We start from the raw sequence: 16,300 nt of genomic DNA on the forward strand, positions 1-16,300 counted from the left end.
AAGGATGACTGTCATGAAGAAACTTGCTCTCTCCACCCTGCTTTGCGCCACAGTGGCCGCGGGCTCCTTCAGCGCCCATGCCAGCGGCCTCGGCGATGCCTTGCGCGGCCAGTTGGGCGGCGCGGCCGAGAGCAGCTCCAGCGCCTCGGGCCTGGGCGGCATGCTCGGCGGCTCCGGGGGCTCTTCGGCACTGTCGGCCCTGGGCCTGGGCAACCTGAGCTCCGGAACGGCCAGCAATGCCGCAGGCGTCCTCACCTACTGCATGAAGAACAACTACCTGAACGCCGACAAGGCCGCCCAGGTCAAAAACCAGTTGCTGGGCAAGCTGGGCCTGGGCCAGAAGGAAGAGCCCAAGGACCAGGGCTACCAGAACGGTCTGATGGGCATGGTCACGGGCGCCGACGGCAAGAGCTTCAGCCTGGACAAGGTCAAGAGCAACCTCAAGGAAAAGGCCTGCGACTTTGTGCTGGACAATGCCAAGTCACTGATCTGACACCAAGACATGGCAGCTGGCGCTTGAAGCGCAAGCGCTGCAATGACCAAAGGCCTGCGACCGTGATTGCAGGCCTTTTTTCTTGGCGCGCACTCCTGCTGCGCCGTGAATTGCGCACAAGAAGCGAAGTAAAACACGGAGCGCCGGTTCATGCGACAGAGCCATATTGCGCCATGACTCGCTTTATCTGTTGCGCCACGTGCTCTTGCCGCTCCTTGTTCATGCGCGATTTGATGGATGCCACACTGACTCCGCCAATGATGTTTCCCATGGAGTCATGTAACGCGACGCCTACGCCAATCACGCCTGAAACCGCATAGTTGCCGATCACTGCATAACCGTCTGCGCGGGCCTGTGCCACCATCGCTTTCAGCGCCGGCATCGAGAGATCACGGTAATAAGGCAGACGCTCTCTGTTGGTGCGTATCAGGGCATCCGAATCTCGCGCGGGCATGGCCGCCAACATGGCCAAGCCGCCAGCGCCGACACCAATCGGCTGCCGATGGCCAACGCTTACAGCCAGGGCCTGGATCGGGTAGGTCCCAACGGCGCGACCAATGCATAGCGTATCGAATCCGCTTTGCACGACAAGAAACGTCGCATCGCCAGTGGTCCGCGCGATCTCCTCAATCAATGGGCCGTATGTGTGCTGCACCGGCATCTCATTGCTTGAGGCTGCGACGAGTTGCTGACAGTACTGGCCGAGCACATAGCGCTTTCCGACTTCGCCTTGCGTGATCAGGCCTTCACGCATCAGACAGGCCATCAACCTATGTACCGTGGGCAGCTCCAAGTCAGAAAGCTCCGCAAGGTCCGTCAGACGCAGTCCCGATGGGTGATGTGCGGCCACCAGCTTGAGTAGCCCCAAGCCTCTTTCCAAAGTTTGTGTTCCGTGCGCCATTTTTCCAATATGTGGAAACTTAGTACTAAATATGGATCTGATCCTATTCTTTGTCCAGAGATAAGTTTTTTGCAAATGGACTTTTTTATTCCATATATTGGAATTTAAGAGTGCCGAAATCTCGGAGACATTCGATGGACGTATTCATTGCTGGTATTTCTCATACGCCGCTGGGCCGGCATCTTGACAGGTCTGTCAAGGCACTCACGCACGAGGCCGTTGCTGGAGCTCTATTGGATGCAGGCCTGCCTCAAGGGGAAGTTGAAGCGGCATGGTTTTCCAATGTGCGGCAAGGACAGATGGAGGCTCAAAACTCCATTCGAGGTCAGTGTGCCTTGACCGCCATGGGGTTCAGCGGCATTCCCATCTTCAATACAGAGAACGCATGTGCCAGCGGCAGTTCCGGCCTCTTTCAAGCCTACGCAGCCATCAAGGCAGGCCTATTTGATGTTGCACTCGTCGTAGGCACAGAAAAGATGTTCTACCCGGAAAAGCGGCAAGCCATGATGCAAGCATTTTTCGGTGGCACCGACATTCATGAAATGCAGAGCACTTGGCAGGGACTTCTGCAAATCGGCGAAGGCGTTGGGCCGGCCCGCGTGGACGGGGGGGACTGGAAGCAGCAAAGCTTCTTTATGGACGTGTATGCATCACTCGCACGCATGCACATGAAAATGTATGGAACCACGCAGGAACATATTGCGCACGCAGCCGCCAAGAACCACACCCATTCGGCACTCAATCCGCTGGCCCAGTACCGTGCACCGATGAACGTCCAGGAGGTGCTTGGTACTCCACTCATCGCCTGGCCTCTCACGCGTGCCATGTGCGCACCAATCTCTGACGGCGCTGCAGCCGCAGTGGTGTGCAGCGAGCGAGCGCTGTCCAGAGTGAACCGGATACGTGCGATCCGAGTACGTGGCATAGGGGTGTCAAGCACCGTGCATCGCGCACCCGAAGCACTTGAATCCCACTGCGTGTCCCTGGCTGCCGATCGTGCCTATGCCGCAGCAGGTATTAGCGCAAAGGATATCGATGTCGTTGAAGTGCACGATGCTTCGAGCTTTGCGGAGGTTTTGCAGATAGAAAACCTCGGGCTCTGCGCTCGCGGTGAAGGAGGGTTTTACACCGTCAGCGGAGCAACCACCCTGGGTGGCGAGTGCCCCGTCAATGTCTCTGGCGGCCTTGTGTCGAAAGGGCATCCCATCGCGGCTACAGGCATCATCCAGTTGCACGAACTGGTTACCCAGTTGCGTGGCGAAGCAGGGGAGCGTCAAGTACAAGGCGCGCGTATCGCAGTCGCAGAGAACGGAGGTGGCTTCATCCGGGTTGAAGATGCTGCAGCCGTGGTCACCGTACTGGACAAGGCTTGAAAAGGCGAAGGCATATGACTCCAATCGACTTTTTTCACGCAGCAGCCTTGCGTTATCCAGATGCGCCAGCAGCCTCAGAACTCAGCGCCGATGGTCAAGCTACGGAACATGTCACATTTCGGGAGCTTGCTCAACGGGTGAACTCTGTCGCGGCGGCTTTTCAGCGCCTTTCCGGCAGCAAACGCCCCAGAGTGGCAATCGCATGCCGAAACAGCATGGCCATGCTGGAGAGCATTCTTGCAATTTATCAGTGTCGCGGTGTGCTGATTCCCTTGACGCCCAAGAACCCCGAGGCCGAACTGCGCCAGCAGATTACGGTGGCATGCCCGGATCTCATCGTGCTGGACCAGTCGGCTGAAATCCTGCGCACCGCTCAGTCTGTGCCGGTGATGTTCATCGGCCAAAGAAAGTCTGATGCGGATTTCGATGTTCATGCACAAATCGCTCAGACGACAGATTCCGTGCCAGAGATTCAGGAGGCAGATAGCGAGGATATCTTCGCCATCAAATTCACAGGCGGATCCTCCGGTCGTCCCAAGGCCGTTCTGCAATCTGCGCGCTGCATCAACACGATGGTTGTGTCACTGCGCCAAGTCTACAAACTACGGAAGTCGGAGCGCTTCCTGCTAAGTCCTCCCATGACGCATGGAGCTGGCACCTTTGTTCTTCCGGTGCTGGCTGCAGGTGGATGTCTGCTGATCATGGATGGTGCAAAGGCAGGACAACTGCTCGATGCCATGTCTCTACATGATGTCAGCGGCACTTGGGTGCCACCCACCTTGCTCTACCAAATGCTGGACGAGCAGGCGATTCGGCCGCGAACGCTTCAAAGTCTCAGGAACCTGCTGTACGGAGGAGCCGGCGCGACCCTCGAGCGCCTGCAGCAGGCACGGGAACTTCTGGGGCCCGTGGTCGGCGTGACCTATGGCCTGACCGAAGCGCCTGTGATCATTGCAGGCATGCCTGGCGACGATGGCGCCTTGAACGAGAACCTTGGCAGCGCCGGCAAGGCTGGCCCGCTGACCAGATTGGCGGTCATGCGGCAAGACGGCAGCCTTTGTGCTGCACACGAGCTCGGAGAAGTTGTTGCTCGTGGTGATTTGCTCATGAGCGGCTACATGGATATGCCGGATGAAACCAGCCAAGTGCTTTCAGGCGGGTGGCTAAGGACCGGCGATATCGGATATCTCGATCAACGCGGCTATCTGTTCATCAAAGGGCGCTCCAAGGACGTGATCATCAGCGGCGGATTCAATGTCTATCCATCTGATGTAGAGGATGTGTTGGCACGCCATGACGACGTGGCTGAAAGCGTCGTCTTTGGAATTCCCGATGCGCATTGGGGTGAACGTGTCGAGGCCGTCGTTGAACTCAAACAAGGGCGCACCAGCAGCAATGACGCGCTGCGCACCCATGTACGTGAGGCACTGGGGGCTGTGCGTACTCCCAAGACCATTCACATCATTGACCAGTTGCCCAGAAGCTCATTGGGCAAGGTGCAAAAGCGCCAGCTCCGGGATGAGCTCATTCAGAAATTCCGCTCGGCTTAAGGCCACTTCACACTAAATCACTGGAGGATGACGATATGAAAAAGCGCACATTGATCCGCATGGCGCTGGCAAGCGCCGCTACAGGAATGGTTGCGCTAGGTTTCAGTGCACACGCGGACACCTACCCAAGCAAGCCCATCAAATTCGTGGTTGGGTTCCCGCCTGGGGGTTCCACAGATCTTGTGACGCGCATTGTTGCCGCACAGATGTCTGAAGAGCTGAAGCGGCCCGTCATTGTCGAGAACAAACCTGGCGCCGGCGGCAACATCGCCTCTCAGTTCATCGCGAATGCGCCTGCGGACGGCTACACCATTTATCTAGGCACCTTGGCTACCCATGGCATCAATCCGGTGTTGCAGAAGAACCTGCCTTTCGATCACATCAAAGATTTCACCATGATCACCCAGTTGGGCTACTACACCAACCTGGTACTGGTGAACCCATCCACGCCGGTGAAGACTCTTGGCGACTGGATAAGCCATGCCAAGAAAGCGCAACACGCGATGAATTTTGGCTCGCCAGGTGCCGGCACTTCACCGCACCTTACCGGGGAGTACTTCAAAATTCTGACCGGCGTGAATCTGACACATGTGCCATACAAGGGCAGCGGCCCCGCGCTCACCGACCTGGTGGGAGGGCAGATCGATGTGATGTTCGACAATCTGCCTTCGGCGCTGGGGCTGGTGAAGGCAGGAAAGCTTCGTGCTCTGGCCATCACTTCTCGCGAGAGGGTCCCGCAACTGCCAGATGTGCCTACCGCAGCCGAATCCGGACTACCGGACATGGTCGTGGATGCCTGGGTTGGCGTGATGGCGCCAGCCCATTTGCCCCGCCCTATCCTGGATAAGCTGCACAGCGCCATTGCCAAAAGCGTTGCCAATCCCCAGGTTCGCGAAAAGCTGGAGGAAAGAGGTGTGACCATCCGGACTTCTCGACCCGAAGAATTTCTGGCCTACGTGAAGTCGGAAAACGCAAAGTGGGCCAACGTCGTGAAAATTTCAGGTGCCGTAGCGAACTAATTCACAAGCCAGGGCCGAGCAAGCGGGGGACGTGCCTGATCCCGAGTTTGATTGCTCACGCCCAGAAATGGAAGATTCACGCGCGTTTCCAAGGAGCAACTAGAAACCCCCCAGGTTTCCCCCTGTGCAAAGCATGCTACTGCCGACATAGGCAATGGCATGCTTTGTTTGCAAGACAATGACTGCCTTACAAGACAACCTACGCTGAACGAGCCTAGACATGCACGCCACGCGCATCATTGCCATCCGGCACGGAGAGACGACCTGGAACGTCGATGGACGCATCCAGGGGCATCTGGATATTCCCTTGAACGACACCGGCCTGTGGCAGGCCGAGCAGGCAGCCCAGGCGCTGGCCGACGAGAGCATTGCCGCCATCTACAGCAGCGACCTGCAGCGTGCCCATGTCACGGCGCAGGCGATTGCCCAGAGATCCGGTGCCCCGCTGCACACCACCGCCGGCCTGCGCGAGCGCTGCTTCGGCGATTTCCAGGGCCGCACCTTCAAGGATGTGGAAGCCACCCAGCCCGAGGACGCCCAGCTCTGGCGCACGCGCAACCCGGCCTATGCCCCGCCCGGCGGTGGCGACTCGCTGCAGGCCTTGCGCGAACGCATCTTTGCCACCGTGGACGGGATTGCGCGCCAGCATGAGGGCGAGCAGATCGTGCTGGTCGCCCATGGCGGCGTGATGGATGTGCTCTACCGCCTGGCCACGCGCCAGGACTTCCAGACGCCACGTACCTGGGAGCTGAGCAACTGCGCCATCAATCGCCTGCTCTGGACGCCCGACGGCCTGTCTTTGGTAGGCTGGGCAGATACCGCACACCTTCAGCAAGGCAGCCGAGATGAAGCACATTCCTGAGCATTTGCAGACCCTGGTCGGCCAGGCCGTCAAACGCATAGACACACCCGCCCTGGTCATAGACCTGGACGCCATGGACCGCAATATCGAGCGCATGGCCCGCTTTGCCCAGCAGCATGGCGTGCTCTGGCGCCCGCATGCCAAGCTGCACAAAAGCGCTCATATCGCCCATCTGCTCGAGCATGCCGGCGCCTGCGGCCACTGCGTGCAGAAAGTCAGCGAGGCCGAGGCACTGGCTCAGGGCGGCATCACCAATATCTTCATCAGCAACGAAGTCATTGGCCTGACCAAGCTGGCGCGCGTGGCGGCTCTGGCCAAGGCACTGAATGCACAGGGCGGCCGGCTGGCCCTGGCCGTGGATTGCGAGGAAGGCATCACCCGGCTGGCGCGGGCCCTGCAGGATGCGCAGGCAGGCGATGCGGCCATGGATGTGCTGGTGGAAATCAATGTCGGCCAGAACCGCTGCGGCGCAGAGCCCGGCGAAGCCGCCCTGGTGCTGGCACAGGCTATTGCGGCCCAGCCCACGCTGCGCTTTGCGGGTCTGCAGGCCTACCATGGCGGCGCCCAGCATCTGCGCAGCGCCGAGGAGCGCAGGGCAGCCATCGACCAGGTGCTCAAGCTCGTCAACCGCACGCGCCATGAGTTCGACCGCGCCGGCCTGGCCATACCGCTGATCACGGGTGCCGGCACGGGCACCATGGTCAACGAGGCCGCCAGCGGCATCTATGGAGAAATCCAGCCCGGCTCCTTCCTCTTCATGGATGCAGACTACGCGGCCAACCAGCGCGACGCGGCCCAGCCCCTGTTCGAGCATGCGCTCTACGTCAAGACCCAGGTCATGTCGCTCAGCAGCGGGCATGCCGTCTGCGACGCCGGCCACAAGGCCCATGCCATAGACTCAGGCCTGCCCAGGCTGCATGCGCTGCCGCCTGAAAACGCGCTGCGCTTTGCCAACGGCGGCGACGAGCATGGCGTGCTGCACCCCGATGCCGATGCCGGCAACCACAGCGGCTGGCTGCCCGCGCTGGGCGAGAGCCTGTGGCTGATTCCCGGCCACTGCGACCCCACGGTCAATCTGCACGACCATCTGATCGGCGTGCGCGGCGGACGGCTCAAGGGCGTGGTCGAACGCATCTTCACCGTGGACGGGCGCGGTGCGCTGACCTGATTCGCTCCTGCTCCGGGCCTTGATTGCTATATAAACAAGAGCTTACAACGCATTTCATAAAATGATTTCAAGGCATAAACAGCCTGAAACTCATATATGAAAGTCGCCAGCAGCTCTCTTTTTATGAGCCTTCAGGCCACCATCCGTCGGCACGGCGCTCCATGCGCGGGCAGTCGTAGGCCGCGACCACGGGGATGGCGCTGCCATCGGCACGCACCAATTTCTGCTGCCACTGCGTGCCCTGGCGCATGGCCACGGCGATGGCCACCACCTCGGCGCCGCAGCGCTCCAGCAGCTTGAGGCCGGACACCATGGTTGTGCCCGAACTCACGGCATCGTCCACCACCAGCACGCGCTTGCCAGTGATCAGACTCAGCTGATTGGGGTCGATATAGAGCAGCTTGCCCTTGCCCGGCGTGGTGATGGAGCTGACGGGCTCGGAGAGCTCGTCGCGGTACCAGTATTTGCGCGAATAGCCCAGCGGCACATAGCGGCGGTGACCCAGGTGGCGCGCCACCAGCGGCGCGAAGGCCAGGCCCAGCGTGGGCAGGCCTATGACCACATCGAAATCATGCGCCCCCGCGCCTTGCGCCATATGCAGCGCTAGTTGCTCCACCACCTCCAACGAGGCCTGATTGGCAATCAGGGAGGCCACGCAGCGGTCCGGTGCCGAGCCATCGGCCGTGGGCATGCCGCGCAGCGGCAGCAGCAGATAGCGGCCGTCGGGCAGTCTGGCCGGGTAGCTCTTCGCATAGGGCGGCAGCGGCGACTGGGGCAGCTCGGCCTCGGTGACGATGGCTTGCCAGTAGTCGGTCGTCGCGTCGAAGCCGGGCAGGTTCTGGCCGCAAAGATCGACCACGGATGCAATTTCACTCATACAAAACTCAGTCGCGGCGCAGATAGCTCTCGGCCAGCTTGACCCAGAACGAGGCCGTGACGGGCAGCAGGTTGTCGTTGAAGTCATAGGCAGCGTTGTGCACCATGCAGCCGCCCTCGCCCATGCCGTTGCCGACGATGAAATAGTTGCCGGGAACCTGGTTGAGCATGATGGCGAAGTCGTCGCTGGCCTGCAGCGGCTGCAGATCGGGAATCAGCCATTGCTCACCCGGAAATTCGCGTGCCACACCGACTGCGAAATCGGTCGCGTTCTTGTCGTTCATGACGGGCGGATAGCGCCATTTGTAGTCCACCTCGGCCGTGGCGCGGTGCACGGCGGCCTGGGCATGTGCCATGGCCGTGATGCGCTCGCGCAGCTGCTGGCGCACCTCGGGGCAACGCGCACGAATGGTCACGCGCAGCTCGCAGGTTTCCGGAATCACATTGGGCGCATCGCCCGCATGGATGGCACCGATGGTGACCACGGCCATGTCGTTGGGGTCGATCTCGCGCGAACGAATGGTCTGCAGCGCCAGCACCAGATGCGAGGCCACGACGATGGGGTCCACGGCCACGTGGGGCATGGCGCCATGGCCGCCCTTGCCGCGGATGGTGATGATGGCCGTGTCCGAGCTGGAATACATCACGCCCGAGCGGAAGCCGAACTGCCCGGCCGGGTAGCCGGGTTCGTTGTGAAACGCGTAGAGCGCATCGCAGGGAAACAGCTCGAACAGGCCCTGCTCCACCATCTTCTGCGCACCGCCATGACCTTCCTCGGCGGGCTGAAAGATCAGATTGAGCGTGCCCTGGAGCTGGTTCTTGTGCCCGGCCAGCACCCTGGCTGCGGCCAGCAAGGTGGCTGTGTGACCATCGTGGCCGCAGGCATGCATCTTGCCGTCGTGACGGCTGGCATAGGGCAGGCCCGTGGCTTCACGGATAGGCAGTGCATCCATGTCGGCGCGCAGGCCCAGGCGCTTGCCATCCAGGTGATCGCCGCAGCGCAGCGTCCCCACCACGCCGGTGTCGCCCAGGCCGCGATGGACCTCGTAGCCCCATTCGGCCAGCCTGGCGGCCACGATATCGCCGGTGCGGTGCTCTTCGTAGGCCAGCTCGGGATGGGCGTGCAGATCATGGCGCAGGGCCAGCATCTCGGCCGCCACGGCCGCCACTTCGGGCAGCACGGGCGGGTGGATCTCGGCATGCACCGGGTTCAGAGGCGCGACCATGGCTTATTCCGCCTGGATGTTGGCCGACTTCACGATCTGGGCATAGCCGGCTTTTTCCTTCTTCAGGAACTGGACGAAGCTGGCCTGGGTGCCGGAGCCGGGCGTGGCGCCACCGTCTTCCAGGCGCTTGCGCACATCGGGCATCTTGAGCACGGCATCGAGCTCGGTGGCCAGGCGCGTGACCACGGCCTGAGGCGTCTTGGCGGGCACGAACAGCCCCGTCCAGGTGTTGAGGTCAAAGCCCTTGAGTTCGGCCGTCTCGCCAAAGGTGGGCACAGCGTGGATGGCATCGATGCGCCTGGCCGATGTCACACCCAGACCTTCGAGCTTTTTCTGCTGGATCATGGGCACGGCACTCACAGTGGTGAGCATGCCCACATCGACCTGGCCGCCCATCACGTCGCTGGTGATCTGGGCGCCGCCGCGGTAGGGCACATGCACCAGCTTGATCTTGGCGCGCTCCTGCAGCATTTCCATGGCCAGATGCAGCATGGTGCCCACGCCCGAAGTGGCGTAGGTCAGCGATCCGGGCTTGGAACGCGCCAGTGCAATCAGCTCGTTCAGATTGTGCGCCGGCAGGCCGGGACGGGCCACGGCGACCACCGGGGCGATGGTGGTCAGCCCCACGGGGGTCAGATCCTTTTCGGCGTCGTACTTGACGGCGGAATTCACCAGCTGGGCAATGCTGATGGGGCCGTCAAAACCCATGAGCAAGGTGTAGCCGTCGGCCGGTGCCTTGACGGCCTTGCTCACCCCGAGCACACCGCCGGCGCCAGGCACGTTGTCCACCACGATGGACTGGTGCAGGCGCTCGCCCAGCTTCTGGCCGATCAGGCGTGCCGTGGTGTCCACATTGCCACCGGCGCTGAACGGCACGATCAGCGTGATGGGCTTGGTGGCAGGCCAGGCATCGGCGGCGGCAAGAACGGGAGCGGAAAAACCGGCCGCAGCCATCAGGGCGGCGGTCGCGACAAGAGAGCGGCGTGGTATGGACATGTACAGGCAGCAGTGGGTCACGGGCACCTCGCCGCAACATGCGGACGGCGGAGTGCCCGTGCAGGCCGGCGGGTCAAGACAGCTTGCCGACCGGGGATATGCGCGAAATTATCGGTTCGCTTCTCGCGAAATGTCATAAATAAAACTACTTAGCAATCGATGCTTACCCCTGAAAACCTCTGATCCACGATCTCAAAGCATTGCCTGTCGGGCCATCAAGGCACCGGCGGTCTCGGCTACCAGGGCCGCCACCGCCTTGCCTGCCAGAGTGAAAGGACGCTGACTGCTGGTAGCCAGCACCACATGCTGACGAAACACCCGCTCCGCCAGCGCAATGGCTGCGAGGCTGCCACAGGCCAGCTCCTCGCTGACGGCATGGCGCGGCAGCAGCGTGGCGCAGTCGTGCCGAGCCAGCATGCTCTTGAGGATCACCGAGGAGCTCCCCTCCAGGATCACGTTCAGGCTCAGCCCCTGTCGGCCTGTCTGCTCATCGAGCAGGTTGCGGATGGCGTTGGGAGGCACCGGCAGCACCAGCGGCAGGCGCTCGAGCGTCTGCAGGGCCAAGCTGACCGGCAGGGCCGTATCCGCCGGCGCCAGCATGCGCTGCAGCACACGCTGGCGGCCCACCACGCAGATCTGCGCATCGGCCAGCTTGCGGTAGCTGTTGCTGCCTCTGGCCCGGTAGCGGTTCAGGATCGCCATGTCGATGCGGCCCTGGCTCAGCGCCACCTCCATGTCTCCGCTATAGCCCTCTATGACGCGCAGCCGGATCTCGGGAAAGCGCTGCGCCACCTCGCCATACAGCGCCGCGGCCATGAAGCCGGCCACACCCGGCACCAGGCCCAGCGTAACCAGGCCGCTGGGCACACCGTTCAGCTCCTTGCCCAGGCGCACCAGCGCCTCGGCCTCGGACAGCAAAGCCGAAACGCGCGGCAGCATCTGCTCGGCCAGTGCCGTGGGCTTGACGCCGCGTCCGGTGCGATAGAAAAGCGCGCCGCCCAGTGCGCGCTCCAGTTCGGCGATCTGCCGGCTCACGGCCGACTGCGCCAGTCCACGCTCGACGGCCGCGCGTGTCAGGCTGCCGCCCTGGATCGCAGAGGCCAGCGTCCTCAGCGACTTCAGTGTCAGCAACTCCAGGGCTTCGGTGGCGTGGGTCATGGCAGCTTCTGCATCCATCTGAAAACGAGATATCTGATTCTCATATTTCTGGTTGGCTCGCGGCTAGCTGTTTCCTACATTGACCTGCAGGAGACATGCACACCATGAACGGACCTCTCACCGGACTGCGCGTCCTGGACATCGCCACCATCATTGCCGCGCCCTCGGCCGCGGCCCTCCTTGCCGACTACGGCGCCAGCGTCGTCAAGGCCGAGCTGCCCGGCGCAGGCGACGGCATGCGCGACTTCCCACCGCACAAGGACGGCAAGCCTCTGTGGTGGAAAGTGACCAACCGCGGCAAACGCCTGGTCACGCTCGACCTGCGCAAGCCCGAGGGCGCCGCGCTGCTGCTGCGCATGCTGCCTCAGTTCGATGTGCTGATCGAGAACTTCCGCCCCGGCACGCTGGACCGCTGGGGCCTGAGCAAAGAGGCCTTGTGGCAGGCCCAGCCCAGCCTGGTGATACTGCGCACCACGGGCTTCGGCCAGAGCGGCCCCTACCGCGACCGGCCGGGCTTTGCACGCTTGTTCGAGGCCATGGGCGGCCTGACCTACATCAGCGGCGAAGCCCAGGGAGCGCCCATGCACTCCGGCTACCCACTGGCCGACAACGTCGGCGGACTGTTCGGTGCGGTAGGCGTGCTGGCTGCGCTGTGGCGCCGCGCCCGCAACCCGCAGGCCCCGGGCGAGGAAATCGATCTGTCGCTGACCGAGGCCACGCTCAAGCTGCTCGAGTTCCTGCCCATCCAGCACGAGCAGCTAGGCACCGTGTATCAGCGTTCGGGCAATGCCAACCAGTACTCTGCACCGGCTGCGGTCTACCGCACTGCCGACGGGCAATGGGTATCACTGTCGGGCAGCACCAATGCCATGTTTGCCAACAACTGCCGCGCCATAGGCCGGCCCGAGCTGATAGACGAGCCATGCTTCGCCAACAACCGCGGCCGCGTGCAGCATGCCCAGGAGCTGAACGACATCTTCGCGGCCTGGTGCGCAGCACATCCGCTGGCGGCGGTGCTGGCCGCCTTCGAAGCGGCGCAGGGCACCATCGCCCCGGTCTACGGCATCGACCAGATCGAGGCCGACCCGCACATGCGCGCTCGCCAGGCCCTTTGCGACGTGCCCGACCGGGACTTCGGCAGCGTGCGCATGGCCAATGTGGTGCCGCGGTTCGCCCGATCGCCCGGCCGCATCCGCCACGCCGGCGGTTCACTGGGGCAGGACAACGAAGCGTTCTACCAGGGCGAGCTGGCAATGCCTGCCGCCGAACTGGCCCGCCTGCGCGAGGCAGGCGTCATCTGAGGCGAATCTGAAACAAAGGAGACCCCATGTCGATTCCCGAATCCCACCACCCGCTTGTGCGCCTGTCGCCCGATGAAGCCGCACTGCTTGAGCGCGTGAAAACTCTGGTGGCCGAGCGCATCGGCCCGGACGCCGAGCGCGTGGCCCAGCAGGACGTCTTCGCCTGGGATACCTTCCGGCTGCTATGTCGCGAAGGCATCGTCGCCACCGCGTTCCCGCGCACGCACGGCGGCAGCGAGGCGTCGATGATGCTGCGCGTGCGCATCATCGAGGAAGTGGCGTCCGTGTGTTCGACGGCCGCTTCGCTGGTCACAGGCACCGACCTGTCATCGCGCCCCATCGTGGCCGGCGGCAGCGAGGCGCTGCGCAGCGCGCTGATCCCCGACCTGGCCAGCGGCGCACGCCAGTCGGCCTTCGCACTGACCGAGCCCGGCGCAGGCAGCGACGTGGCGCGGCTGGGAGCGCACTATGCACCTGCGCCGCAGGGCGGCTGGACGCTCAATGGCCAGAAGAAGTTCATCACGCGCGCCAACGTAGCCGACATGTTCGTGGTGGTGGCGCGCCAGGCGGACGGTCCCGGCGGCGGCCGCGGACTGAGCGCCTTCGTCGTACCGCGCGACACGCCCGGCATCACGGTATCGCCGGTGATTCCCAAGCTGGGCTGGTACGGCGTGCCGATCGCGCTGGTCAGCTTCGACGACGTGCACATCGCGCCGGAGCACCTGCTCGGCAAGGAAGGCGAAGGCATGGCGCTGGCTCAGGACACCTTGCTGCGCGCACGCATCGGCCACGCTGCGATCGCGCTGGGCCGCGCCGCAGGTGCGCTGCAGATTGCCGCCCAGTACGCCAACCAGCGCCAGGTCTTCGGGCAGCCGGTGGGTGCGCACCAGGGCATCCAGTGGATGGTGGCCGAGATGGCGGCCCAGATCGAGGCCGCACGCTGTCTGGTCTACAGCACCGCGCAGCGCTACGACGCAGGCGATGCCGACGTGGCCATCCATGCATCGATCGCCAAGCTGCATGCCACCGACCTGTGCATGCGCATCGTGGTCGACTGCCTGCAACTGCTGGGCGGCAACGGCTACCTCAAGGCCTTCCCTCTCGAGCGCTTCCTGCGCGACGCCAAGATGAACCAGATCGGCGAAGGTACCAGCGAGATTCACAAGACGCTGATCGGCCGCCATGTGCTGCGGCGCGCCGCCGCGCTGCCGCAGCACCCTTGCCTGGACATGGAGCCGGAGCTGTGGACATGAGCAATGCACTGACCAACGACCTCTGCCGGCGGCTGGGCATACGCCTGCCCATCTTTGGTCTGGCCCACCGTATCGAAGTGGCCGCCGCGATCTCACGGGCCGGCGGGCTGGGCGTCTATGCCGCCGCGCGTGACGGCCCGCACGAGCTGCAGAAAAAGCTGCGCCAGCTGCGCGAACTGTGCCCCGAACACCCGGTGGGCGTGGACCTGCTGCTGCCCACCGGCCTGCCCGAACACGACGACCGCGCAGCCGTGGCTGCCGCGCTGCCCCAGGTGCACAGGGATTTCGTGCAGGGCCTGTTCAGGCAATACGACGTGCCGCCCGCCACCGAAGGCAGCTTCTTCTCGCAGTACGTACGCTCGCAGAGCCTGTTCGAGGAGCAGGTGGACGCCATTGCGGGCAGCGATATCGATGTCTTTGCCGCCGGCGTCGGCACGCCGGTGGAGGCGCTGGCACGCATCAAGGCCCGCGGCCTGCACACCATCGCCCTGGTCGGCAGCGTGCGCCATGCGCAAAAGGCGATCGCAGCCGGGGCCGACATCCTGGTGGCCCAGGGCTATGACGCGGGCGGCCACACGGGGCCCATCGGCACCTTCACGCTGGTGCCGCAGATCGTGGCGGCAGCCGAGGGCCGGCCAGTCATCGCGGCCGGCGGCATCGGCACCGGGGCGCAGGTGGCGGCCTCGCTGGCCCTGGGCGCGCAAGGTGCCTGGCTGGGCACGCTATGGCTGGGCACGCGCGAGCACGAAATGCCGCAGGCGCTGGCGAAGAAGCTGATCAAGGCCGACAGCGAAGACACGGTGATCACGCGCGCCCACAGCGGCAAGCCCTGCCGCGTGCTGCGCAGCGCGTTCAGCGACGCCTGGGCACAGCCCGGCGCACCCGAGCCACTGTCCATGCCCTACCAGCAGGCTCTCACCGGCGATCTGCTGGCGGCGGTGGAACAGCACCAGATCGGGCCGCTGATGTACGAGGCTGCGGGGCAGAGCGTGCACTGGCTGCGCGGAATCGAGCCCGTGGCCGCCGTGATGGACCGCCTGGTGACCGAGACACGCCAGACCCTGCAATCAATGGCGGGTTACATCGCCTAGAACCGGAGAGACGAGCATGGACCGTCGGCAATTCCACCTTCACCTTCACCTGTTGCTGGCCGGTCTGGTGCCCGGCATGGCCCGCGCCGGCACCTCGCCAAGCCATGACGGCTACCCCGATCGCCCGATCCGCATCGTGGTGCCCTATCCCGCAGGCGGCGTCGTCGACGTGGTGCTGCGCGCCGTCTGCGACCCGCTGTCCAGCGCACTGCCGCAGCGCATCGTGGTCGACAACCGCCCGGGCGCCGACGGGCGCATCGGCATCGATGCGGTGGCCAGGGCCCCGGCCGACGGCTATACGCTGCTGGCGGCGTCCCCGATCCTGACGACAGCCGAGCACCTGATGCCCGACAGCCGGCTGCGCAGCAGGGATTTCGTCGGCATCTGCGGCATCGCCTCCGCGCCGACGGTGTTCGTGGTGCACGACACGGTGCCCGCCAGGACGCTGAAGGAGTTCGTTGCGCTGGCGGCCCTCAGACCGGGCGAGTTCAACGCAGCCAACCCCGGCACCGGCAGCTCTATCCACCTGGCGCAGGAACTGTTCTTCGAGCGCACCGGCATCCGCTTGACCAACGTGAGCTACAAGGGCCAGCCGCCGGCGCTGCTGGACCTGGGCTCCGGCCTGCTGCAGTTCGCGCTGATCTCGCAGAACCTGGTGCTGCCGCTGATCCAGTCCGGCAAGGTACGGGCTCTGGCTGTCAACGCCGCAGCGCGCACGCGCTCGCTGCCCGAGGTACCCACCATCGCACAGGCCGGCTATCCCGATATCCTGGTGCAGTCCTGGTACGGCATTGGCGCACCGGCGAAGACGCCCGTGCCGGTGGTCGAGTGGCTGAGCCAGCAGTTCCAGCGCGCGCTGGCGACGCCCGAAGTGCGCGCGCGGCTGGCTGCCACCGATGCGGAAATCCTGGCGCTGGATGCGGCACGCTTCACCGAGCTTATCGCCGTGGAGACCAGGCGCTGGGGCGCGTTGATCCACAAGCGCGGCATACGGTTGTGAGCGCCCGCGCCAAGAGCCGCAACTAGGGAAGAT

At 63.8% G+C, this 16,300-nt stretch carries 15 protein-coding genes; 10 read left to right on the forward strand and 5 right to left on the reverse strand.

What is annotated here, in order from left to right; translation table 11 throughout:
* The first annotated feature begins 13 nt into the window (after positions 1-13).
* Complete coding sequence (locus NOX35_RS23895; RefSeq protein WP_256494978.1) at positions 14-493, forward strand: DUF2501 domain-containing protein; 480 nt, start codon at positions 14-16, stop codon at positions 491-493.
* Between the two features lie 148 nt (positions 494-641).
* Here the strand turns inward: NOX35_RS23895 and NOX35_RS23900 are convergent, their stop codons facing one another.
* On the reverse strand, positions 642-1,394 hold the full coding sequence (locus NOX35_RS23900; protein ID WP_256494979.1) for an IclR family transcriptional regulator: 753 nt from the start codon (positions 1,392-1,394) through the stop codon (positions 642-644).
* A 134-nt stretch (positions 1,395-1,528) separates the two neighbouring features.
* On the opposite strand from NOX35_RS23900, the gene NOX35_RS23905 reads away from it, so the two are divergent.
* The 5 genes from NOX35_RS23905 (at position 1,529) to NOX35_RS23925 (ending at position 7,366) form a co-directional block, all read left to right on the forward strand.
* A complete protein-coding gene (locus tag NOX35_RS23905) occupies positions 1,529-2,767 on the forward strand; it encodes a thiolase family protein (protein ID WP_256494980.1) in 1,239 nt (412 codons plus the stop codon).
* A 14-nt stretch (positions 2,768-2,781) separates the two neighbouring features.
* Positions 2,782-4,317 carry a class I adenylate-forming enzyme family protein gene (locus tag NOX35_RS23910; RefSeq protein WP_182284704.1) on the forward strand — a complete coding sequence of 512 codons (1,536 nt, stop codon included), beginning with the start codon at positions 2,782-2,784 and terminating at the stop codon, positions 4,315-4,317.
* Between the two features lie 35 nt (positions 4,318-4,352).
* Entirely contained in the window at positions 4,353-5,336 is a 984-nt protein-coding gene (locus tag NOX35_RS23915; RefSeq protein ID WP_182284705.1) for a tripartite tricarboxylate transporter substrate binding protein, read from the forward strand.
* Between the two features lie 220 nt (positions 5,337-5,556).
* Positions 5,557-6,198 (forward strand): histidine phosphatase family protein, encoded by a 642-nt coding sequence (locus NOX35_RS23920; protein ID WP_256494981.1) that lies wholly within the window; start codon positions 5,557-5,559, stop codon positions 6,196-6,198.
* Complete coding sequence (locus NOX35_RS23925; protein ID WP_256494983.1) at positions 6,182-7,366, forward strand: DSD1 family PLP-dependent enzyme; 1,185 nt, start codon at positions 6,182-6,184, stop codon at positions 7,364-7,366. The genes NOX35_RS23920 and NOX35_RS23925 overlap by 17 nt, the downstream gene beginning before the upstream one ends.
* Positions 7,367-7,487: 121 nt before the next feature.
* Here NOX35_RS23925 and NOX35_RS23930 read toward each other — a convergent pair whose 3' ends face one another.
* The 4 genes from NOX35_RS23930 to NOX35_RS23945 all read right to left on the reverse strand — a co-directional run bounded on the left by NOX35_RS23930 (position 7,488) and on the right by NOX35_RS23945 (position 11,622).
* Positions 7,488-8,243, reverse strand: coding sequence for a phosphoribosyltransferase (locus tag NOX35_RS23930; RefSeq protein WP_256494985.1), 756 nt, complete (start codon positions 8,241-8,243; stop codon positions 7,488-7,490).
* A 7-nt stretch (positions 8,244-8,250) separates the two neighbouring features.
* Positions 8,251-9,468: a M20 aminoacylase family protein gene (locus NOX35_RS23935; RefSeq protein WP_182284709.1), complete on the reverse strand. Its 1,218-nt coding sequence runs from the start codon at positions 9,466-9,468 to the stop codon at positions 8,251-8,253.
* Between the two features lie 3 nt (positions 9,469-9,471).
* Positions 9,472-10,464 (reverse strand): tripartite tricarboxylate transporter substrate binding protein, encoded by a 993-nt coding sequence (locus NOX35_RS23940; protein WP_057093678.1) that lies wholly within the window; start codon positions 10,462-10,464, stop codon positions 9,472-9,474.
* Positions 10,465-10,656: 192 nt separating this feature from the next.
* The gene (locus NOX35_RS23945) at positions 10,657-11,622 is read right to left on the reverse strand and encodes a LysR family transcriptional regulator (protein ID WP_256494986.1); all 966 of its coding nucleotides are present in this window, start codon (positions 11,620-11,622) and stop codon (positions 10,657-10,659) included.
* 104 nt (positions 11,623-11,726) lie between these two features.
* Here NOX35_RS23945 and NOX35_RS23950 point away from each other — a divergent pair, with 104 nt between their 5' ends.
* The 4 genes from NOX35_RS23950 to NOX35_RS23965 are packed head-to-tail and all read left to right on the forward strand — an operon-like array spanning position 11,727 to position 16,267.
* Positions 11,727-12,923, forward strand: coding sequence for a CaiB/BaiF CoA-transferase family protein (locus NOX35_RS23950; protein ID WP_256494987.1), 1,197 nt, complete (start codon positions 11,727-11,729; stop codon positions 12,921-12,923).
* A gap of 26 nt (positions 12,924-12,949) precedes the next feature.
* Positions 12,950-14,176 (forward strand): acyl-CoA dehydrogenase family protein, encoded by a 1,227-nt coding sequence (locus tag NOX35_RS23955; RefSeq protein WP_182284712.1) that lies wholly within the window; start codon positions 12,950-12,952, stop codon positions 14,174-14,176.
* A complete protein-coding gene (locus NOX35_RS23960) occupies positions 14,173-15,267 on the forward strand; it encodes a nitronate monooxygenase family protein (RefSeq protein WP_256494988.1) in 1,095 nt (364 codons plus the stop codon). The genes NOX35_RS23955 and NOX35_RS23960 overlap by 4 nt, the downstream gene beginning before the upstream one ends.
* 16 nt (positions 15,268-15,283) lie before the next feature.
* On the forward strand, positions 15,284-16,267 hold the full coding sequence (locus NOX35_RS23965) for a tripartite tricarboxylate transporter substrate binding protein (protein ID WP_256494989.1): 984 nt from the start codon (positions 15,284-15,286) through the stop codon (positions 16,265-16,267).
* Positions 16,268-16,300 lie beyond the last annotated feature (33 nt).

Origin of the sequence: Comamonas sp. C11 (genome assembly GCF_024496285.1) — a bacterium.
GTDB lineage: Bacteria > Pseudomonadota > Gammaproteobacteria > Burkholderiales > Burkholderiaceae_C > Comamonas > Comamonas testosteroni_F.